24 protein-coding genes are annotated in these 20,274 nt (G+C 36.0%); 16 read left to right on the plus strand and 8 right to left on the minus strand.

Translation table 11 applies throughout. The features are described from left to right. Window positions 1-10 precede the first annotated feature (10 nt). On the minus strand, window positions 11-934 hold the full coding sequence (locus JFT89_RS27705) for an alpha/beta hydrolase (RefSeq protein ID WP_002033868.1): 924 nt from the start codon (window positions 932-934) through the stop codon (window positions 11-13). 82 nt (window positions 935-1,016) lie between these two features. Here JFT89_RS27705 and JFT89_RS27710 point away from each other — a divergent pair, with 82 nt between their 5' ends. Continuing rightward, the gene (locus JFT89_RS27710; RefSeq protein ID WP_002192591.1) at window positions 1,017-1,493 is read left to right on the plus strand and encodes a GNAT family N-acetyltransferase; all 477 of its coding nucleotides are present in this window, start codon (window positions 1,017-1,019) and stop codon (window positions 1,491-1,493) included. Window positions 1,494-1,607: 114 nt separating this feature from the next. Continuing rightward, complete coding sequence (locus JFT89_RS27715) at window positions 1,608-2,534, plus strand: LacI family DNA-binding transcriptional regulator (protein ID WP_002014951.1); 927 nt, start codon at window positions 1,608-1,610, stop codon at window positions 2,532-2,534. Window positions 2,535-2,559: 25 nt separating this feature from the next. On the opposite strand, the gene JFT89_RS27720 is transcribed toward JFT89_RS27715, so the two are convergent. Continuing rightward, window positions 2,560-3,879, minus strand: coding sequence for a Na+/H+ antiporter family protein (locus JFT89_RS27720; RefSeq protein ID WP_002014950.1), 1,320 nt, complete (start codon window positions 3,877-3,879; stop codon window positions 2,560-2,562). A gap of 119 nt (window positions 3,880-3,998) precedes the next feature. After that, window positions 3,999-4,997 (minus strand): alpha/beta fold hydrolase, encoded by a 999-nt coding sequence (locus JFT89_RS27725; protein WP_002143051.1) that lies wholly within the window; start codon window positions 4,995-4,997, stop codon window positions 3,999-4,001. A gap of 131 nt (window positions 4,998-5,128) precedes the next feature. Between JFT89_RS27725 and JFT89_RS27730 the strand changes: the two genes are divergently transcribed. Then, entirely contained in the window at window positions 5,129-5,605 is a 477-nt protein-coding gene (locus JFT89_RS27730; protein WP_002014948.1) for a ribbon-helix-helix domain-containing protein, read from the plus strand. 49 nt (window positions 5,606-5,654) lie between these two features. Here JFT89_RS27730 and JFT89_RS27735 read toward each other — a convergent pair whose 3' ends face one another. Both JFT89_RS27735 and JFT89_RS27740 read right to left on the minus strand, forming a co-directional pair. Next, window positions 5,655-5,801 (minus strand): hypothetical protein, encoded by a 147-nt coding sequence (locus tag JFT89_RS27735; protein ID WP_002033873.1) that lies wholly within the window; start codon window positions 5,799-5,801, stop codon window positions 5,655-5,657. Window positions 5,802-5,970: 169 nt separating this feature from the next. Beyond that, a complete protein-coding gene (locus tag JFT89_RS27740; protein ID WP_016096155.1) occupies window positions 5,971-7,560 on the minus strand; it encodes a bifunctional metallophosphatase/5'-nucleotidase in 1,590 nt (529 codons plus the stop codon). Window positions 7,561-7,761: 201 nt separating this feature from the next. On the opposite strand from JFT89_RS27740, the gene JFT89_RS27745 reads away from it, so the two are divergent. The 3 genes from JFT89_RS27745 (at window position 7,762) to JFT89_RS27755 (ending at window position 9,576) form a co-directional block, all read left to right on the plus strand. Beyond that, the gene (locus JFT89_RS27745; RefSeq protein ID WP_002014945.1) at window positions 7,762-8,025 is read left to right on the plus strand and encodes a YqkE family protein; all 264 of its coding nucleotides are present in this window, start codon (window positions 7,762-7,764) and stop codon (window positions 8,023-8,025) included. A 68-nt stretch (window positions 8,026-8,093) separates the two neighbouring features. After that, window positions 8,094-8,618 (plus strand): GrpB family protein, encoded by a 525-nt coding sequence (locus JFT89_RS27750; RefSeq protein ID WP_002143048.1) that lies wholly within the window; start codon window positions 8,094-8,096, stop codon window positions 8,616-8,618. A 130-nt stretch (window positions 8,619-8,748) separates the two neighbouring features. Then, window positions 8,749-9,576: an aldo/keto reductase gene (locus JFT89_RS27755; protein WP_201040926.1), complete on the plus strand. Its 828-nt coding sequence runs from the start codon at window positions 8,749-8,751 to the stop codon at window positions 9,574-9,576. Between the two features lie 58 nt (window positions 9,577-9,634). On the opposite strand, the gene JFT89_RS27760 is transcribed toward JFT89_RS27755, so the two are convergent. Together JFT89_RS27760 and mciZ are read right to left on the minus strand one after the other, a co-directional pair. Further along, window positions 9,635-10,549 (minus strand): aldo/keto reductase, encoded by a 915-nt coding sequence (locus JFT89_RS27760; protein ID WP_016096157.1) that lies wholly within the window; start codon window positions 10,547-10,549, stop codon window positions 9,635-9,637. A 53-nt stretch (window positions 10,550-10,602) separates the two neighbouring features. Beyond that, window positions 10,603-10,731, minus strand: coding sequence for a Z-ring formation inhibitor MciZ (gene mciZ, locus JFT89_RS27765; protein WP_000870295.1), 129 nt, complete (start codon window positions 10,729-10,731; stop codon window positions 10,603-10,605). 74 nt (window positions 10,732-10,805) lie between these two features. Between mciZ and JFT89_RS27770 the strand changes: the two genes are divergently transcribed. Then, window positions 10,806-11,345, plus strand: a complete 540-nt coding sequence (locus JFT89_RS27770) for an NUDIX domain-containing protein (RefSeq protein WP_002014941.1) — start codon at window positions 10,806-10,808, stop codon at window positions 11,343-11,345. 23 nt (window positions 11,346-11,368) lie between these two features. Here the strand turns inward: JFT89_RS27770 and JFT89_RS27775 are convergent, their stop codons facing one another. Continuing rightward, window positions 11,369-11,920, minus strand: coding sequence for a GNAT family N-acetyltransferase (locus tag JFT89_RS27775; RefSeq protein WP_002033881.1), 552 nt, complete (start codon window positions 11,918-11,920; stop codon window positions 11,369-11,371). A gap of 126 nt (window positions 11,921-12,046) precedes the next feature. Between JFT89_RS27775 and spoIIM the strand changes: the two genes are divergently transcribed. The 9 genes from spoIIM (at window position 12,047) to corA (ending at window position 20,242) form a co-directional block, all read left to right on the plus strand. After that, a complete protein-coding gene (gene spoIIM / locus JFT89_RS27780; RefSeq protein WP_002014939.1) occupies window positions 12,047-12,694 on the plus strand; it encodes a stage II sporulation protein M in 648 nt (215 codons plus the stop codon). A 106-nt stretch (window positions 12,695-12,800) separates the two neighbouring features. Beyond that, window positions 12,801-13,256, plus strand: a complete 456-nt coding sequence (gene fur / locus JFT89_RS27785) for a ferric iron uptake transcriptional regulator (protein WP_000392654.1) — start codon at window positions 12,801-12,803, stop codon at window positions 13,254-13,256. A 103-nt stretch (window positions 13,257-13,359) separates the two neighbouring features. Further along, entirely contained in the window at window positions 13,360-13,590 is a 231-nt protein-coding gene (locus JFT89_RS27790) for a YqzK family protein (RefSeq protein WP_002088473.1), read from the plus strand. Window positions 13,591-13,596: 6 nt separating this feature from the next. After that, complete coding sequence (gene xerD, locus JFT89_RS27795; protein ID WP_002067028.1) at window positions 13,597-14,487, plus strand: site-specific tyrosine recombinase XerD; 891 nt, start codon at window positions 13,597-13,599, stop codon at window positions 14,485-14,487. 146 nt (window positions 14,488-14,633) lie between these two features. Then, complete coding sequence (locus tag JFT89_RS27800) at window positions 14,634-15,374, plus strand: FixH family protein (protein WP_002145897.1); 741 nt, start codon at window positions 14,634-14,636, stop codon at window positions 15,372-15,374. A 364-nt stretch (window positions 15,375-15,738) separates the two neighbouring features. Further along, window positions 15,739-16,923 (plus strand): phosphopentomutase, encoded by a 1,185-nt coding sequence (gene deoB / locus JFT89_RS27805; protein WP_002014935.1) that lies wholly within the window; start codon window positions 15,739-15,741, stop codon window positions 16,921-16,923. Between the two features lie 12 nt (window positions 16,924-16,935). Next, the gene (locus tag JFT89_RS27810) at window positions 16,936-17,757 is read left to right on the plus strand and encodes a purine-nucleoside phosphorylase (protein WP_001078443.1); all 822 of its coding nucleotides are present in this window, start codon (window positions 16,936-16,938) and stop codon (window positions 17,755-17,757) included. A 7-nt stretch (window positions 17,758-17,764) separates the two neighbouring features. Next, a complete protein-coding gene (locus JFT89_RS27815; RefSeq protein WP_002067030.1) occupies window positions 17,765-19,069 on the plus strand; it encodes a pyrimidine-nucleoside phosphorylase in 1,305 nt (434 codons plus the stop codon). A gap of 210 nt (window positions 19,070-19,279) precedes the next feature. Beyond that, a complete protein-coding gene (gene corA, locus JFT89_RS27820) occupies window positions 19,280-20,242 on the plus strand; it encodes a magnesium/cobalt transporter CorA (protein WP_002067031.1) in 963 nt (320 codons plus the stop codon). Window positions 20,243-20,274: the final 32 nt, after the last annotated feature.

Consider the following 20,274-nt stretch of genomic DNA (forward strand, 5'->3'; position numbering starts at 1 on the left):
AAAAACAGGCTTATGCAAGCCTGTTTTTTGTTTCTTTTACATATGTGTTTAAAAATTGATCGATGGCATCTTCGTACTCTTCTTTATTTTCATTATAAGAGCAAGCGTGTGCACCATGTTCTGCAATATAAAGCTGTTTATTATTTTCTTTCGCTTCATAAAGTGATTTCGTCATATCAGATAAAATATAGTCATCATCTTTACTATGAATAAAGAGAACCGGATTGTTAATATTTTTTATACAATCAATTGGTGAAACTTCACGAATTGTATAGCCATCACGAACTTTTAAAAAGGCATTTGCTAAAGGTAATAAAGGCCATTTTGGCAAATGAAACTCAACTTTCAAACGATGTTGTAACTGTCCATAAAAATCAGAGAAAGGACAATCAGCAATATAAAAATCAGCACCATCTTCTACAAATCCTGCATATTGAAGAAGAGTTGCAGCGCCCATAGATTCACCATGAATTCCGAGTGTAATATTCGTTCCGAAACGATCCTTTAGCCAGTCAACTACTGACTTTAAATCATGTTTTTCATAATAGCCATAACTTGTTGTTTTACCACCGGTTTTACCATGACGGCGATGATCATAAATAAATACGTTATATCCTCTATTTAAAAATAAGTTTGCATATTTAACGGAATTCATTTTATTTACAGTCACACCGTGGCAAAAAATCATAAATTTATTGGAATGACCAGCTGGCATGTAATATCCGTGAAGTTCGTATCCGAATTGAGAAGGGATGTGAACCTCTTCTTTTTGAATAGCCTTAAAATCGTCCAAATGAAAATGCTTTTTCGTTTCGCGTTCTAAAACTTCTTCCTCTGTTTTTTTCTTCAAGTACATAACTTTATTTGTAAAGAAAATCCCAATCGCAGTTAGTGCACCTAGTATAGTAAACAATGCTGTAAAAAAACGTTTCATACTTTACCTCATCCTCCAAATACCTCTACATGTGATACACTAACATTGTATCACAATGATGTGAAAAGGGGAGAAATCGTGTATGGTTCATATACAAAAAATCACACCAGAAATGAAAGAAGTAATTCAGGATTTTATGTGTGAAAACTGGGGAAGCTCAATGATGGTCTCGCGAGGCAGAGTACATCAATTAGAAGAATTACCTGGTTTTATTGCACTTAGAAATAACAGAATAGTGGGAATTGTAACATATAAGGTGATAGAAAACATGTGTGAAATTGTATCGTTAAATAGTTTTGAGGAAGGGAAGGGGATTGGTACAAAACTGGTGGATTGTGTATTGCGAGTGGCAAAAGAGAACGAATGTAAAAAAGTGTGGCTTATTACGACGAATGATAATATGAACGCACTTCGTTTTTATCAAAAACGTAACTTCATGATGACGAACTTGTATATTGATGCGGTAAAGGAAGCACGAAAAATAAAGAAAGAAATTCCATTTATTGGTTATGGTAATATCGCGATTTCACATGAAATTCAGCTGGAGTATATTTTCTGAGTAGAGTGGAAATTGTGTAACAATTTTCAGAAATATAAAACAATAACCTTGACGAATGTTATATTTTGGTTTAGTTTGAAATTGTAATCTATTACCATATTAAGGGGTGACGATGTGGCAACTATACGTGATGTTGCAAAATTGGCCGGTGTTTCAGTCGCAACCGTTTCAAGAGTCATTAACGAAAAAGGATATGTCCATGAAGATACGGTGAAACAAGTAAAAAAAGCAATTGAAGAATTACATTATAGACCGAATGCTACAGCAAAGCCTTTATTTAAACAGCCTTCAACGGTGATTGCATTACTTGTAGATAATTTGCATAATCCATCATACATCACTTTGCTCCGTTTCGTTGAGGAAATAGCATACAAAGAAGGGTATCAAGTAATAGTTTGTAATATAGAAAATAAGAATAGATACATAGATATGTTGGAGCAAAATAACATTGCAGGCGTTATAATGACGAAATCTGTTTTTCGAAGTATAGGAGAAATCTCACTTCCTTTCGCTGTGCTTGAAGAACGACAATCTCTTATGAGCTATTATGAAAGTGGACAGAAAGCTGTTTCTTTATTAAAAGAGAAAGGCTGCCAGTTTCTTGCTTATATCGGTGAGGGAGTAGAGAGTGAAGAAATGGAAGAGCATGTGGCAGGATTTCTAGATACTGCTTGGAAAGAAGGACTTTCTTATCGAGAGGAAATTGTACAAGGGTATACGAATCAACAGTTTCTTGAATTGTTACAAAAGCATCCATACATAGATGGGGTTGTAGCTTCAAGTGATAAGGTCGCTATTGAGCTAATCAGGGCGGCGAAAACTCTTAATATTCATATACCAGGTAAGTTACAAATCATTGGATTTAACGGGAGTGTAGAGGGTGAATGGATAAGTCCATCATTAACGACGATTGGAAGTTATATCGAAGAAAATGGGGAAATAGCTTTTCAACAGTTAATAGGAAAAATAAAGAAGAAACAAGTGCGACAAGAAGAAGTGGAAACAGAATTTAGGTGCATTGAGAGAGAAACAACAAAGTAAAAGGTGCGTTTTTAAAACGCACCTTTTATAGTGTAATTGCGGCAATAAAGCCGAATATAAGTAACGGTATATTATAGTGTAGAAATGTTGGGACACATGTATCCCATATATGATGGTGCTGACCATCAGCATTTAAACCGGACGTTGGTCCAAGTGTACTATCAGATGCTGGAGAACCTGCATCACCAAGTGCACCAGCTGTACCGATAATTGCGATTGTAGCCATGGGACTAAATCCGAGCTGGACGCATAATGGTACGAAAATTGTTGTTAAGATTGGGATGGTTGAAAAGGAAGAGCCAATTCCCATCGTAACGAGAAGTCCAATAATGAGCATAAGAAATGCAGCAAGCGGTTTATTATTTCCGATTATATGTGCACTCGTTTGCACAAGAGATTCAACATGGCCAGTTTTTCGAAGAACAGCGCCAAATCCAGCGGCAGAAATCATAACAAATCCGATAAAGGACATCATACGCATTCCACTCGTTAAAATAGCATCGGCTTCTTTAAGAGGGAGGCTACCGCTAACTGATAAGACGATAATACCTGCTAAAGCACCAAAAATCATTGATTCTGTTGCTAATTGCACAGTTAATGTAGCGAGTATTGATAATAAACCCAAAGTAATGCTTCTTTTCGTATAGGGAACGATTTCATTCTGTGCAGAATGAATTTGTTCTGTTTCATATGTACGTGGTTTTCGGTATGTAATGAAAACCGCTACACATAATCCGATAATCATACCGATTGCTGGAATAGTCATCGCTTTTGGAATAAGTGCGACATCAAATGTAAGACCGCTTTGCGCAGCATTTGTTTGCAATACGTCATGATAAATTTTTCCGAACCCTGCTGGAACCCACATGTAAGGGGTAATTAACCCAAATGTAATAAGACATGTTACAAGCCTACGATCCACCCTCAGCTCATTTAATACTTTTAAAAGTGCTGGAATTAAGATTGGGATGAAGGCGATATGAACAGGGATAATATTTTGTGAGAAACAAGCCATTGTTAAAATGATAAATAATATAAGTATTTTAGAATAGACTTGTTTTTTCGTGTCTTGTTCGTTGCCGATCCATTTTAAAGCTGATTGGATCATTGCATCAGGAAGTCCTGTTTTTGAAAGGGAAATAGCAAATCCACCGAGCATTGCGTAGCTTAATGCGATAGGAGCACTGTTCCCAAGACCGGCTGTAAAAGTACTGATTGTTTCTGAAATACCGAGTCCGCCGATAAGTCCGCCTGTTAAAGCTCCAACGATAATGGCGACAATGACTTGGACACGTAACAAACTAAGCAGTAGCATGACTGCTACTGCGATGAGTACAGCGTTCATAATAAATGTAATCTCCCTAATTTTTATTCTGTTAAGGCAAGCAAGTGTTTGTAGTGACATATACTTGCGACATATCATTATAAAATGTTTTCTATGAAATGTAAAAGCGCCTTTTGTTATTAATGTTGAAAAGATAGTTCTTGTTTAATTGATTGTAAAGATTTAGCGAATAACTCAGGCTCTTCTAAATCTGGAGAATGTGCCGAGTTTGGAAACCAAATCATCTTTTTAATAGGAGCTTGAATGATATCGCAATATTGTTGAACGAGTGCATAAGGAGTTTGATAATCATAGCGACCAGAACAAAAATAAACAGGAATAGATAAACTTGAAATAGATGAAAAGAAATCGATTGTCAGCATCTCTTCCCATAAAACTCCGGATTTTAAATTTCCTGCGAGAAATTTGAACCAATCTAATAGCGTATATTCAGGAGAAAAGAAGCCTTTTCGTATGAAAGAAAAGGAAGATCCATTTTGGATTGCTCCTCCAAATGTACCAAGCCACTTTCTTTGAATAATGAGGCGTCTCGTATCTAAAAAGGGTGGTTTCCCTAATTTTAAAAGAGAAGCTAATGCCTTTTTATGGTCATGTTTTTTGGCAGAGCTAATTAAATGTTGATATAGTAATTCTTCATTTTGCTTCATATGTACGATTTGACCGATGCCGATGTATGCTTCTATATATTCGGGACATTGATTAGCGATTTGTAGTCCGATAATACTTCCCCAAGAATGACCAGCGAGAAATAGTTTTTGCTTATTAAAGCGTTTGAGAAGATATTGAATAACCTTTTTTGCATCTGAAAAAAATTGATCAATCGTAAGATTTGTTTGGATGTCCCGCCATAAAAAGGATTTACCTGCCCCTCGCTGATCCCAATTAATAACGATAAAGTGCTTTTCTAACTCTTTTTGAAAATGGCGAATAAAGCCGATTTGTGCCATACCAGGGCCGCCGTGACAGCATAATAAAATAGGCTGGTCCACGTTTTGGCCGCGTATAAGGAGAGATTGTTTCCGGTCATTAATCATAACGCTTTCTATCGTAGCGATACTGTTAGGGATTAGTTGCTTCTTTTCGTTGTAAAACTGAGGGGTATGGCTACGAAAAAGCATATGTAAACCTCCTTTTCTTAAATGGTATGAATCGCACAGGCTCTTTCTTTTGCATATACTACTAGAAAATCATTGTATCATAACATACTGGTTTGATTTCAAGTTTAGGCGATTAAGAGAGGAGGGAGAATGTGACGATTGGAGAAATTATTGATTCTTTAAATAGACGCGAATCAATCGCTATTATAGCGAAACGGCTTGAAATGAGCCCATATACATTATCAAAGAAATTAAGGGTGATTGGATATGAATATGATGGAGAGCAGAAAAAACGTATCTTTATAGGTGATGGTGAAGAGCCACGTCATTTGCAAATCCAAGAAGCTACTGCCCTTCAATATGCAAAAACAGACTATCAATTACTAATTTATGAACAGTTACAAAGCATTTATGAATTGCTAAGAAAAAGAGAAGAAGTAAGTGTTCAAATTATAAGTAAGAGCACAGAGAAAAAGAAACGAACCTTTTCGATTAATATAGAAGTATTAGCAAGACTAGATGTTATATCGGAATCAAAAGGGATTCAAAAGTCTAAAATTGTAGAAGAAGCACTACAGGAATTTTTGCAACGGTATGATGTTAATCATGAAACGTATCCAGAGAAATAAAAGAAAGGATACTATGTTCCATATAAGAGCGTGTATCCTTTCTTTTATTTCATTTTTTGTTTTGTTTCGAAAAGTAATATAGGAACCAAACGGCATGATTTTGTTCATCAGCTGCTGCGCTCCGAAATGTTTCTTTCACTTGTTGATTTGTCGTTTCGTCGATACAATGTATCGTCATTGTTTGATAGAAATACATACAAATCTTCCAGTTATAGTTTTCTATATACTACGAAGAAACAAGGGGCTATGTGCGTATCCTTTACTGCACTAGAAGAATGACAATACGTATGACTCTAAAAGAAGAAGCTCCTTGCATATAAAAGGAGCTTCTTCTTTCGAGTGTCACGCACTAGTTTGAATAGTATTTAATTGTTTTTTTGAATACGTCCATCAATAATCGGCTGAATTGGTTCTTTCACTTGTTTTACATAATCGACTAATGCTTCAAAATCGTTTGGACCAGTTTCAGTATTTTTTCCATTTTTAAAGGATACGAATCCATCACCGCCAGAAGCTAGGAAAGCATTTGCAACTACGCTATACGTTTTAGAGGGAACTAATTCTTCACCATTTGTTAAACGGATATTCGTAACCTTTTCGTTATTTGGTTTGTTTGCATCCCAAGTGTATTGAATACCTGAAATTTGAAGCATTCTCGTTGCTCCTTTTTGCCATTGTTGATTTAATATATCACGAATATCTTGACCTGTTAGATCTACTTTAATTAATTGGTTTCCGAAAGGCTGAATGCCGTATAATTCGCCCCATGTAATATCTCCAGCGTCTAGATCATTACGAATTCCACCAGGATTCATAAGAGCGATTTGTGTTTGCATAGTTTGGCGCTGGGCATCCGCAACTAAATTTCCAAGTGTAGATTCACCAGCATCGTTTTGTTTACGGTCGATAGGTGCTGTAGATTTTCCGACTACTTCATTTACAAGAGGTGCGATTTTTTCTTTATATTGATCTAACTTTTGTTTTACTTGTTTATCAGGCTCTACACCTTCATGGTACGTTGTAATAACTTCAGCTTTTTTCTTCACAATATCTTTTGTTTTTCTATCAATCGTTACATCTACATCAGAGAAAGCCATCCCGTAAGAGTTCGCTTGCACGATAAGTTTATTATTTACAGTACCATTTACGTACGTATGACTATGTCCACCAAAAATAACATCAACTTCGGGATCTGTTTCATTTGCAATGCGAGTAAGGTCACCGTTTGTTACACCAGTGTCATCAGTTGTACCTCCAACATGTGCAAGGACTACGATAGATTTAACACCGAGACGCTTTAATTGCTGAGTAGATTTATTAATAGCTTCTACTTCATCAGTAATTTGTACATTCTTTAGCATAGTTGGCATAACGACATTCGGTGTATCCGTTGTAACAACTCCGATGAATCCTACAGGAACTCCATCTACCATTTTTACAGTAAATGGTGGTAAAAATAAGCGGCCAGTTGATTTATTATAGAAGTTTGCAGCGACATAAGGGAAGTTTGCTCCTTTGAAATTCCCTGTTTTTTCATGATATCCACCGTAAATGAGGCGTTTCATTTCATCGATACCCTCATCAAATTCATGGTTTCCGATTGTACCAACATCAAACTTTAAGTCATTTAAAAATTCAATTGTTGGTTCGTCTTGTAATAAAGCAGAAACTGGTGGGCTAGCTCCGACGATATCTCCAGCATGTACGAGAAGTGTATTAGGGTTTTGTTTTTTGCGTTCTTTTAAATAAGTAGCTAAGTAATCAGCACCACCAGCTTCTTTATTGTTAATTTTTTTTACAGTATCTAGTTGACCATGTAAATCATTAATACCAAGCATTTGTACGTCTATGTATCGGTTTTGTTCGGCAGGAGTCTGAGATGGAGGAGCGGCGAATACGCTTGAAAAAGTAATAGTACTTAAAACAGCAACAGCAGGAATAATTTTTTTCCACATAATTAATTTCTCCTTTTTTTATAATCTGACATCATACGACATAATTTTAATAGATTACTAGGATTATATCCATATAAAAATTTAGTTTTTTCGAAAAATTAACATATTTACAAAAGATAAATAATAGAGTAGGGAACCTTTTTTATTGTCGATTTCGCCGTGTATCCTCTATAATGGAGAAAAAAGTAAAAGGTGAATAGTATGAAGAAAAAGAAGCAAAGACAAACACAAAGACACTCTCAAATGAATCAACCAGAGAAAGAATCACTTACACTAGGTGATCAATTGAACGATTCGTTAATGCAACAATTAAAGAATAAGAAAAAAGAGTTGCAAGTGAGAGAAGAGAAAAAAGAGGCAGCAGAACAAGAAAGAAAGCGTAAGGAACAAAAAGAACGTGAAAAGAATAAATCATTTGAAGAACTGTTAAGTGAAAGTAGCCTTACTTGGAAAGACTTTAAATAATAAAAAGATGGTCAGTGAAATGCCGCTGATCATTTTTTTGACGAGTTTGTAAGAAAAGGGGAGTTAGAATGAGGGAAATTGTAGTCGTTCCGTATGAAAATCATTGGAGTGAGAAATTCCAAATGGAAGCCGAAAGATTAAAATCGGCGATGCCAGAAATGGTGAAAGTCCATCATATTGGAAGTACGTCAGTGCCAGGACTGGCAGCTAAACCAATTATAGATATGATTATGGAAGTAGAGAGTATCGACAGAGTAGATCATTGGAATGAACGTTTTAAAGAGCTTGGTTACATCGTAAAAGGGGAAAATGGTATTTCAAGACGTCGTTATTTTATTCATGGGACTGAGGAAAAACGCTCGTATCACTTACACGTATTTGAAAAAGGAAATCCTGAGATAGTAAGGCATTTAGCATTTCGTGATTATATGATGGCTCATTGTGAAGAAGCAGAAGCGTATGCGACTTTAAAGAAAGAACTAGCTGAAAAATATACATATGATGGCACGTTGTATACAGAAGGAAAAAATGAATTTATACGTAATGTTGATGAAAAAGCGAAAGAATGGAAAGGAAATAAAGTGAATGACTGAGTTCACTTTATTTTTTTAAATGTGTATAAAAGTATTATGTAAACTGTACGTATGTTTTGACTTTTTGGATGAATCTTGTTGAAATAAAGTTGTGGTTTATAAAAATGTAACAATGAAAGGGAGAAAGACTGTGCATATTCCAACAACTACACTTCATAATGGTGTGAAAATGCCGATGATTGGTCTAGGCGTTTATAAAGCGAAAGAAGGCGACGAAGTTAAACAAGCAGTAAAAACAGCGTTAGAAGTTGGATACCGTTCGATTGATACAGCAACTGTATATGAAAATGAAAGCGGTGTCGGAGAAGCGGTTCGTGAATCTGGAATCCCGCGAGAAGACTTGTTTATTACAACAAAAGTTTGGAACGACGATCAAGGGTACGAGGAGACGCTCGAGGCGTTTGAAAAAAGTTTAAAGAAATTAGAAATGGAGTATGTAGATTTATATTTAATCCATTGGCCGATAAGAGGGAAGTATGTTGATACGTACCGTGCTTTAGAAAAGCTATATGAAGAAGGTAAAGTGCGCGCGATTGGTGTTTCTAATTTTCATAAACATCATTTAGAACTGTTATTACCAAATTGTAAAGTGAAGCCGATGGTCAACCAAGTGGAACTTCATCCGATGTTAGCGCAATTTGAATTGCGTGATTTCTGTCAAGGTGAGCAAATTCAAATGGAAGCATGGAGTCCTTTAATGAGAGGCGGCGAAGTATTCCAGCATCCAATTATTCAGGCTATTTCTAAAAAATATGAAAAGTCACCTGCACAAGTTATATTAAGGTGGGATATTCAAAGTGGGATTGTGACTATTCCTAAATCTGTTACGCCATCTCGTATTAAAGAGAACCTTACTATTTTTGATTTCTCATTAACTGAAGAAGAGATGGATCAAATTAATACGTTAAATCGTAATTTACATGTAGGAACGAATCCTGATAAATATGATACGTTATAAAAAAAGACTGCCGCCTAGTGTTGGGGGGCAGTCTTTTGCTTTTATCGGTATCAATATTTTAGCGATGCAAAGCATATGAATCATACTTAACAATCTTTTGAAGTTGTACATATTCTTCTTTTGTTAAAGATAACTGTTGGCTAGCTTGTATATTTTCTTGCAATTGTTGAATAGAGCTTGCACCAGGTATAACAGCTGCAACAGTTTCGTTATGTAAGCAATATTGAATAGCTGTTCCTGTTAAAGAGCTTTCCCCGATTATTTCTTTTACACTCGCGAGTGTCGAATATAACTCATCGTAAGAATAAGAGAGGTAATCTTTTTCTTTTACTCTTTCTATCTTTCTTGCATTATTGTTAGTTAAAATCCCTTTTGCAAGTGGTCCGCGAGCAATAACGCTAATTTGCTGTTCATTAAGAAACGGGAACCATTCTTCAGGGCGACGATTTAAAAGGCTGTATTCCATTAATATGCTAACGATATTTGATCGTTTTGCATACTCACGAATGACATTTGGACGTATAGAAGAGATACCATAATGACGAATAATCCCTTCTTTTTTTAATTCTTCAAAGGCTTCAACTGTTTCATCTATAGGATCTTCAATCGTCCCGCCATGCAGTTGATATAAATCAATATAATCTGTTTGAAGTCTACGTAAACTCTCTTTTACTTCGGTCTTTATATAAGCTTTAGAAGGATCCCAAGACCAACCGTTTTTTTCTTCTGTCCATCGATTTCCAACCTTTGTTGTAAGAACAATTTGGTCGCGTTTTCCTTTCAGAGCTTTTCCAACAAATTCTTCATTTAATCCATAATCGTATAAGTCCGCTGTATCAAAAAAATTAATTCCTAAATCGATTGCCTCATCGATAATACGCATAGCTTCAGCCTCAGATGCACCGAGAGACATACAGCCAAATCCAATTTCCGTAACATATAAATCTGAGTTTCCTAATTGACGTTTTTTCATAGGTCAACCTCCTTACCTTTATTGTACGAAAGGGGAAGGAGGTTGACAAACGTTTACTTTTTATTTGCTGTAATCCACTCTTGTACAGTTGTATACTCTTTTCCATATTGTTTTAGCTTATGACGAATTTGCCATGCTTTGCCGACTAAAGTGACGCGATTTGGTAAAATGTAAACTTTCATTTCTATCACGCTCCTTTCAATGTGGTAAAATGTATGAAGAACGATTAGGAAATAGAACAGGGAGATGAAGTAGTATGAGTAATCTTGCAGAAAGAACAGTAAAAACTGAACCGATTTTTGATGGTAGGGTTATAAAAGTTCGTGTTGATGATGTAGTATTACCAAATGGAGAAATGAGTAAACGTGAAATCGTAAATCACCCTGGGGCAGTTGCTATTATTGCTATTACTGATGAGGGGAAAATTGTACTCGTTGAGCAGTATCGTAAAGCTCTCGAAAAGGCAATTGTGGAAATTCCTGCTGGGAAGTTAGAACCTGGGGAAAAGCCAGAGGTAACAGCAGTTCGTGAATTAGAAGAAGAAACAGGATATGTATGTGAAAATATGGAGCTTATTACATCTTTCTATACATCACCTGGTTTTGCAGATGAGATTTTATATGTATATAAAGCGACAGGATTAAAACAAAAAGAAAATAAAGCAGCTTTAGATGAAGATGAATTTGTGGAATTAATGGAAGTGTCATTAGAAGAAGCGATTGATCTTATGAAAGACCTTCGTATACATGATGCTAAGACGATGTTTGCAGTACAATATTTACAATTACAAAAATAAACACTCGCCTAAGGCGAGTGTTTTTAGTTGATTTTTGCATATACACGTGCATCGCGTAAGCTGCCATCGGGTGCTAGGAAATCATTTTCCATTGTACCTTCTAAAATAAATTCTAGACGTTCTGCTAAGTTACATGCGTTTATATTTGTTGCATCAGTACGAATTTCAATTCTTCTAGCACCTAGTTTATCAAATGCAAATTGAATCGCACCTTTAATGGCTTCTGTCATATAGCCATGCTTTGTATAAGCGCTATGTAGCCAAAAGTGAAGTGAAAACTTTGGAATATCCCAGTTTTCAGGCTTGAGCGTAATAGCTCCGATGAATGTACCAGATACTTTATCGTATAAGTGGAAATCAAGTGTTTCACGAAGTAAAAACTGTCCGTGAGCTTCGCGAACAATTTCTTCAGCACGTTCTTCTGTTTCAGCTGTAATTGGCATCCATGGTAATAAGTCTTCTAGCGAAGCTTGGATTGCTTCATATACCTCTGTTCCATCACCTGGAAACGGCTTACGTACTTGCAAGCGCTCAGTTTGAAATAATGTTGGAAAATCTAATAATAATGGTTTCAAGAGAAATCCCTCCTATTCTCTACTTTTTAGTTTAGCAAAGTAGAGCGGAATTTCAATGCTAATTCGTCATACTTTTTTTCTTTCTTTCATACATTTTTAGTAAGAGTGTGAACGGAGGGAAGGAAAATGTGGCGAAAAACGTGGCAAGACCGTGTGATGTCTCACATACAGGAAAATTCTTCACTATATATATTTAATGCGGTTTTATTACTGATGGGAGTAATATTTGGAGCGATTCTTGTGAATAGTTTACAAATAAACCAAAAGCAAGATTTATCATTTTATTTACAGCGTTTTTTTGGACAAGTTTCTAAAGGAGAATTTGCTGTCGCAGGCGAAATGTTTCGAGAAAGTTACTTTTCGCAATTAAAATATATCGGCTTTATTTGGATTTTGGGGATTTCAATTATTGGGTTGCCGCTCATTTTTATCTTACTATTTTTAAAAGGGGTAGTTGTTGGATTTACAGTAGGTTTTTTAGTAAGTCAGCACGGATGGAATGGACTATTATTAGCATTTGTATCTGTATTGCCACAAAATTTAATTATAATTCCTGTATTTCTCGTAATGACAACAATTGCTGCAAGCTTTTCCTTACGCATGATTAGGCATCAATTTATTCGGAAAATAACTGAGCCACTATTACCGTTATTAATTCGCTATACATGCTTTTTTCTCGTGATTGGAGCGGTATTAGCTATTGCTTCCAGTGTCGAAGTGTATGCATCACCAGTTTTAATGAAAGAAGTTGTGGAGGCTATTAACAAACAATAAATACTTTTTGAGAATAATTATCAATTTGTTTTTATTGTTTTTCTTTTGACAGGAGCCCTTCTTCTGATATAATGGTGTAAGAGTGGCGAGGAGGGAGTAGTACCGAATGGAAGAAAGAATTGAACGAATTAAGAAGCAATTACATGCAGCGAGCTATAAATTGACACCACAACGTGAAGCAACAGTTCGTGTGCTGCTAGAAAATGAAGAAGATCATTTAAGCGCAGAAGATGTATACCTCCTTGTAAAAGAAAAGTCGCCAGAGATCGGATTAGCAACCGTTTATCGAACTTTAGAGTTATTGTCTGAGTTGAAAGTTGTCGATAAAATTAACTTTGGAGACGGTGTTTCGCGTTATGACTTACGCCAAGAAGGTGCACAGCGTTTCCATCATCATTTAATCTGTACACAATGCGGTGCTGTACAAGAAATACAAGAAGATTTACTTGGTGAAGTGGAGAATAAAGTGGAACGAGACTGGAGCTTTAAGGTGAAAGATCATCGTTTAACATTCCATGGGATTTGTAAAAATTGTCAAGAAAATGAAACGGATGAAAAATAACCTTTTCCTATTTAACTAGGAAGAGGTTTTTTATTTGAATAAGGTATAAATTGGTGAAAGCTTGGCATATGTTGTAATAACTTATATTTTGGAGGAATTTACAATGCGCCGAGCTTTAAAATTAACTTTTGATGGGATGAAAGTATTTTTATTATTTACAAGTTGTACGATTTTGTTTTATTTCGCTATACTATGGATAAATGAAGAATATGAAAGTTACCATCGTTATGAAAAGCCAAAAGAAGAGACTGTAGAAAAAGTATCAGGGAATGAGGAGCCGGAAAAGGATGCTTTCGTAAATAGAATGATGTTTTTCTATGAAAATGGGGAGTAGTGTAGATTGGAAGATCAATTAAAAGATTTTATTCATTATATGATTGTTGAAAAAGGTTTAGCGAAAAATACAGTTGTATCTTATGAACGCGATTTAAAAAGCTATGTGAAGTATTTGCAAAATGTAGAACAAACGAAGACGTTTCATGAAGTGACACGTTTGCATATTGTTAACTTTTTGCAGCATTTAAAAGAAAACGGGAAATCTTCAAAAACATTGGCGCGTCATATTGCATCGATTCGTTCGTTTCATCAATTTTTACTTCGTGAACGAGCAGTGGAGCATGACCCATCGGTACATATTGAAACGCCACAAGGGGAACGAAAATTACCAAAAGTATTATCAATCGACGAAGTGGAAGCATTGCTTCAAACACCGAAAACGGCAAGTGCTTTTGGGATTCGTGATAAGGCAATGTTAGAGTTGTTGTATGCAACAGGACTTCGTGTTTCAGAATTAATTGCATTAAATTTAGAAGATGTGCACTTAACGATGGGATTTGTTCGCTGTATCGGGAAAGGGAACAAAGAAAGAATTATTCCACTAGGAAGCTTAGCGACAGAAGCGATTCAAAAGTATATTGAAAAAGGAAGAAGAGAATTGATGGGTAAAAAAGCAGTAGATGCGCTCTTTTTAAACCATCATGGTAATCGATTATCGAGACAGGGATTTTGGAAAATTTTAAAACGGCTAGCGAAAGAAGCGAATATTGCAAAAGAGCTTACACCGCATACGTTGCGTCACTCTTTTGCTACGCATCTATTAGAAAATGGGGCAGACTTACGTGCTGTACAGGAAATGCTTGGACATGCAGATATTTCGACGACACAAATTTATACGCACGTTTCAAAAACTAGATTAAAAGATGTATATAAACAGTTTCACCCGAGAGCATAGTCACTATGCTCTTTTTTCATAGATTAAGAAGAGTGAACCATTTCACAGAAACTTCACAAACATTTCGTACATTGTTTTCAGCAGAAGACTAGAATATTACAATGTATTTCCTCTATACTAAAGAAAGTATGAAGGAGGAAATGAAGATGAAAAAACTTATTATTACATTATTTATCGCGATGCTAGCACTGGCTGGCTGTAATACAAACAAAGAAGAACCGAAAAAAGAAAAGAAACTTGAAGCTATAAAAGTAGCAGTTCAAACGAATCCGAAAGAAATTAAACCTGGTGAAAAAACAGAAGTACAAGCACTTGTTACACAAGGAAAAGAAAAAGTAACGGATGCTGATGACGTAAAGTTTGAGATTTGGAAAGATGGCGATGAGAAACACGAGATGTTAGATGGTAAGCATAAAGGAAAAGGTGTTTATGCAGTAGAGAAAACATTTGAAACTGATGGAGTATATCATATTATTCCTCATACAAATGCACGTGATATGCACGTTATGGAAGAACACAAATTTGCTGTAGGGAATGCGAAAGTAGAAGATGCGAAAAAAGAAAGTGGTGATCATAGTGCAGGACACGGTGATCATAAAAGTGACACAATGATTCATCTTATGGCCGGTGACATAAAAGCAAATGCTGAATCAACAATGAAAGTCCATTTAAAGCAAAAAGAAGAAGCGTTAACTGGTGCTGAAGTGCAACTTGAGATTTGGAAAGATGGTGTTGAAAAACACGAATTTATTCCGGCGAAAGAAGGGAATAAAGGAGAGTATGAAAGTAAACATACTTTCAAAGAGAACGGTGCTTACAAAGTGAAAGTGCATGTAAGAAAAGGCGAACTGCATGAACATAAAGAAGAAACAGTAGAAGTAAAATAAAAAGCAGCTCTTTAGAGCTGCTTTTTATTTTTATATTAGGAAATATGTTATGAAATGATTAGCACTTCTTTGCAGAATGGATTACAATAGAATGGTAAAGAAAATGAGGAATTCTACGAAAAGGTATTAAAAAGAAAGCGTAAACATGTTATGATATCAATATCAGATGTCTGACATCTGACTTAGAAAAAACTAGAAATTTTTTTGATTCGTTTGAAAGTAAAACGAAAAAGTTAGAGAATGATTTAAAGCAGTACTGTTTGATAATGAGGACGAAAGATAATTCCCATTGATAACAGTTTCACTTTATAGCGTTTTGAACATACTACAAGAAGTAGAACTGAACATATAGGAGGTTGCAGTTATGAATAAATATAAACGTATTTTCCTAGTCGTAATGGACTCTGTGGGAATCGGTGAAGCACCAGATGCTGAGCAGTTTGGTGATTTAGGTTCTGATACAATTGGTCATATCGCTGAACACATGAATGGATTACACATGCCAAACATGGTGAAATTAGGCCTTGGTAATATTCGTGAAATGAAAGGAATCTCTAAAGTAGAGAAACCGCTTGGATATTATACAAAAATGCAAGAGAAATCTACAGGTAAAGATACAATGACAGGTCACTGGGAAATCATGGGCCTTTACATTGATACACCATTCCAAGTGTTTCCTGAAGGATTCCCGAAAGAATTACTTGATGAATTAGAAGAAAAGACAGGTCGTAAAATTATCGGTAATAAACCAGCCTCTGGAACAGAGGTACTTGTTGAGCTTGGTCAAGAACAAATGGAAACAGGTTCTTTAATTGTTTACACTTCTGCTGATAGTGTATTACAGATCGCAGCTCATGAAGAAGTAGTACCACTTGAAGAGCTATATAAAATTTGTAAAATCGCACGTGAATTAACATTAGATGAGAAGTACATGGTAGGGCGTGTTATTGCTCGTCCGTTCGTTGGAGAGCCAGGAAACTTCACACGTACACCAAATCGTCATGACTATGCGTTAAAACCATTTGGTCGCACAGTAATGAATGAACTTAAAGATAGCGATTATGATGTAATTGCTATTGGTAAAATTGCTGACATTTATGATGGAGAAGGTGTAACTGAATCACTTCGTACGAAATCAAATATGGATGGAATGGACAAGCTTGTAGATACATTAAATATGGATTTTACAGGTATTAGCTTCTTAAACTTAGTTGACTTTGATGCCTTATTTGGTCATCGTCGTGACCCACAAGGGTACGGAGAAGCATTGCAAGAATATGACGCACGTCTTCCAGAAGTATTCGAAAAACTAAAAGAAGATGATCTATTATTAATTACAGCAGACCATGGTAATGATCCAGTACATCCTGGTACTGATCATACACGTGAATATGTACCGTTATTAGCATATAGCCCAAGCATGAAAGAAGGCGGACAAGAGTTATCACTTCGTCAAACATTTGCTGATATTGGTGCAACTGTAGCAGAAAACTTTAATGTTAAAATGCCAGAACATGGAACAAGCTTCTTAAACGAGCTAAAGAAATAGGGGGATAAACAGATGAATCGTGAACTAATTACAAAATCAGCTTCATACTTAAAAGAGAAATTTCAAGAGACACCACAAGTAGGACTAATCCTTGGGTCTGGACTAGGTGTATTAGCAGATGAAATCGAGAACGCAGTAACAGTACCATACAGTGAAATCCCTGAATTCCCAGTTTCAACTGTAGAAGGACATGCAGGTCAACTTGTATTCGGTACACTTCAAGGTGTAACAGTAGTAGCAATGCAAGGACGTTTCCATTTCTACGAAGGATACGATATGCAAAAAGTAACATTCCCAGTTCGTGTTATGAAAGAACTAGGTGTAGAAACAGTTGTTGTAACGAACGCAGCTGGTGGTGTAAATACATCATTTGAACCAGGCGATCTTATGTTAATTTCAGACCATATTAACTTCATGGGTACGAACCCATTAATCGGACCAAATGATTCTGAAATGGGTGTACGTTTCCCTGATATGTCTACATCATATACGCCAGAACTTCGCGAAATGGCGAAACAAGTTGCAGCAGATTTAAATATTAAAGTACAAGAAGGTGTATATGTTGGAATGACAGGTCCTGTATATGAAACACCTGCTGAAATTCGTATGCTTCGTACACTTGGCGGAGATGCAGTTGGTATGTCAACAGTACCGGAAGTAATTGTAGCTCGTCATGCAGGTATGAAAGTACTAGGTATTTCTTGTATTTCAAATATGGCAGCTGGTATTTTAGATCAACCACTTCACCACGATGAAGTAATTGAAACGACAGAACGTGTTAAAGCTAATTTCTTAGCATTAGTAAAAGCAATTGTAAAACAAATGAAGGGGTGACTTCACAATGAGAATGGTGGACCTAATTGCAAAAAAACGTGATGGACATGCATTAACGACAGAAGAAATTAACTTTATCGTTGAAGGATACACAAATGGTAGTATTCCAGATTATCAAATGAGTTCACTTGCAATGGCGATTTTCTTCCAAGACATGAATGATCAAGAACGTGCAGATTTAACGATGGCAATGGTAAATAGCGGTGATACAATTGACTTATCAGCCATTGAAGGGGTAAAAGTAGATAAGCATTCAACGGGTGGAGTTGGTGATACAACGACACTGGTATTAGGTCCATTAGTAGCTGCTTTAGGTGTACCAGTTGCGAAAATGTCTGGACGAGGTCTAGGACATACGGGTGGTACAATTGATAAATTAGAAGCAGTACCAGGATTCCATGTGGAAATTGAAAATGATGAATTCATGCGTCTTGTAAATGAAAATAAAATCGCTGTTATTGGTCAAAGTGGAAACTTAACACCTGCTGATAAAAAGTTATATGCGCTTCGTGATGTAACTGCAACAGTAAATTCAATTCCTCTTATCGCTAGCTCAATTATGAGTAAAAAGATTGCTGCTGGTGCAGATGCAATTGTTCTTGATGTAAAAACTGGAGCAGGCGCGTTTATGAAAACGGATGAAGATGCAAAGCGTTTAGCAGAAGCAATGGTACGCATTGGTAATAACGTTGGTCGTAATACGATGGCGGTTATTTCTGATATGAGTCAGCCGCTTGGTGAAGCAATCGGTAATGCATTAGAAGTACAAGAAGCAATTGATACATTACAAGGTAAGGGACCGAAAGATTTAGAAGAGTTATGTTTAACACTTGGAAGTCAGATGGTGTACCTTGCTGGACAAGCTTCATCTTTAGAAGATGCACGTGAAAAGTTAATTGAAGTAATGAACAATGGTAAAGCGCTAGAATCATTTAAAACGTTCTTATCCGCGCAAGGCGGCGATGCATCTGTTGTTGATGATCCTTCTAAATTGCCACAAGCACAATTTAAAATTGAAGTGGAAGCGAAAGAAGACGGTTACGTATCGGAAATCGTTGCAGATGAAATCGGAACAGCAGCAATGCTTTTAGGAGCAGGGCGTGCAACGAAAGAGTCTGAAATTGATTTAGCAGTTGGTCTAATGCTTCGCAAAAAAGTGGGCGATAGCGTGAAAAAAGGTGACTCTCTTGTTACAATTTACGCAAACCGCGAAAATGTTGAAGACGTAAAAGCGAAAATTTATGAGAACATGAAAATCGCTAAAGATCACGTAGATGCACCAACTTTAGTACACGGTATTGTAACGAAGTAATAAAGTGAAACTTTAATCAGTGGGGGCTTTATCCCCACTGATTATTAGCCTTCACCAATCGGGCATTTACGGGCAGCCCGACCCAGACCTAACTTCTTTGCTTTCGCTGAATTTTGAGGTAGGGGTCTTACTGCCCGCAAATAGCGGGATAAAAAAAAGCTGAGGAGATTTCTCCTTGGCTTTTTTTACTATTTTTTGTTTATAATAGTAATGGGTGAAATTATGATTAGAATTTGTGCAATAACGAAAAAAAATGAAGTTTTATATGATGTTTCGCTAGAAGAAACAAAAAAAGAGAACATCATATGGTATTGGCTTGATTTATATAAGCCAACGAAAGAGGAGTATACATATATTTTACAAGATCACTTCAAGTTCCATCCCCTTGCAATTGAAGATTGTGTAGAGTATGTACAGAGACCAAAGGTAGATTTTTATGATGGATATAACTTTTTAGTTCTTCATGCATTCGGAGAAGACGGATTAGAACCGCATGAAATCGATTTATTTATTAGTGATCGATATATAGTCTCTTTCCATTTCTCTCATAACAATGCGATTGAAAGAGTATGGAAAACGCTCGGTGAAAAGAAACGTATTAAGAAGAGCCCTTTGCATGTAGCACATACAATTATTGACCAAATTGTAGATGATTATTTCGCACCTGTTTATTACATTGAAGACCATTTAAATGCAATTGATGATAATTTAACGGGTGAGACAGCAGGAAGTGTGCTAGAAGAAGTATTTGATATTCGTGCAGATTTATCTAAGCTAAGGCGTACGATTATTCCGATGCGTGATTTATTGTATCGTATATTAAATTCAACACGTTTTTACGGTATAAGTGATCATGAAATTTATTTTAAAGATATACATGATCATTTGCTTAAACTGACAGAGATGATTGAAGCGAGCCGTGAATTAACAGCAGATATTCGAGATAGTTACTTTTCGTTGAATTCCCACCATATGAACAATATTATGAAAACATTAACTGTTTTCTCAACTATTTTCATGCCGTTAACATTTATTGCAGGGGTATACGGCATGAACTTCGCACATATGCCAGAGCTTGGCGGGAAGTATAGTTATTTTATTTGCTTAATTTTAATGGCATTAATTGGCGGCGGAATGATGGCTTGGTTTTATAAAAAAGGTTGGTTTAAGTAAAAAAACACCGAGGATTTCCTCGGTGTTTTTTT

Source organism: Bacillus sp. TH25 (genome assembly GCF_016650935.1).
Taxonomy (GTDB): Bacteria; Bacillota; Bacilli; order Bacillales; family Bacillaceae_G; genus Bacillus_A; species Bacillus_A mycoides.

Coding starts and splice junctions, on each gene's coding strand:
- JFT89_RS27705 (WP_002033868.1), bottom strand. CDS start 934: ATGAAACGTTTTTTTACAGCATTGTTTACTATACTAGGTGCACTAACT.
- JFT89_RS27710 (WP_002192591.1), top strand. CDS start 1,017: ATGGTTCATATACAAAAAATCACACCAGAAATGAAAGAAGTAATTCAG.
- JFT89_RS27720 (WP_002014950.1), bottom strand. CDS start 3,879: ATGAACGCTGTACTCATCGCAGTAGCAGTCATGCTACTGCTTAGTTTG.
- JFT89_RS27725 (WP_002143051.1), bottom strand. CDS start 4,997: ATGCTTTTTCGTAGCCATACCCCTCAGTTTTACAACGAAAAGAAGCAA.
- JFT89_RS27735 (WP_002033873.1), bottom strand. CDS start 5,801: ATGTATTTCTATCAAACAATGACGATACATTGTATCGACGAAACGACA.
- JFT89_RS27740 (WP_016096155.1), bottom strand. CDS start 7,560: ATGTGGAAAAAAATTATTCCTGCTGTTGCTGTTTTAAGTACTATTACT.
- JFT89_RS27745 (WP_002014945.1), top strand. CDS start 7,762: ATGAAGAAAAAGAAGCAAAGACAAACACAAAGACACTCTCAAATGAAT.
- JFT89_RS27750 (WP_002143048.1), top strand. CDS start 8,094: ATGAGGGAAATTGTAGTCGTTCCGTATGAAAATCATTGGAGTGAGAAA.
- JFT89_RS27760 (WP_016096157.1), bottom strand. CDS start 10,549: ATGAAAAAACGTCAATTAGGAAACTCAGATTTATATGTTACGGAAATT.
- mciZ (WP_000870295.1), bottom strand. CDS start 10,731: ATGAAAGTTTACATTTTACCAAATCGCGTCACTTTAGTCGGCAAAGCA.
- JFT89_RS27770 (WP_002014941.1), top strand. CDS start 10,806: ATGAGTAATCTTGCAGAAAGAACAGTAAAAACTGAACCGATTTTTGAT.
- spoIIM (WP_002014939.1), top strand. CDS start 12,047: ATGTGGCGAAAAACGTGGCAAGACCGTGTGATGTCTCACATACAGGAA.
- fur (WP_000392654.1), top strand. CDS start 12,801: ATGGAAGAAAGAATTGAACGAATTAAGAAGCAATTACATGCAGCGAGC.
- JFT89_RS27790 (WP_002088473.1), top strand. CDS start 13,360: ATGCGCCGAGCTTTAAAATTAACTTTTGATGGGATGAAAGTATTTTTA.
- JFT89_RS27800 (WP_002145897.1), top strand. CDS start 14,634: ATGAAAAAACTTATTATTACATTATTTATCGCGATGCTAGCACTGGCT.
- deoB (WP_002014935.1), top strand. CDS start 15,739: ATGAATAAATATAAACGTATTTTCCTAGTCGTAATGGACTCTGTGGGA.
- JFT89_RS27810 (WP_001078443.1), top strand. CDS start 16,936: ATGAATCGTGAACTAATTACAAAATCAGCTTCATACTTAAAAGAGAAA.
- JFT89_RS27815 (WP_002067030.1), top strand. CDS start 17,765: ATGAGAATGGTGGACCTAATTGCAAAAAAACGTGATGGACATGCATTA.
- corA (WP_002067031.1), top strand. CDS start 19,280: ATGGGTGAAATTATGATTAGAATTTGTGCAATAACGAAAAAAAATGAA.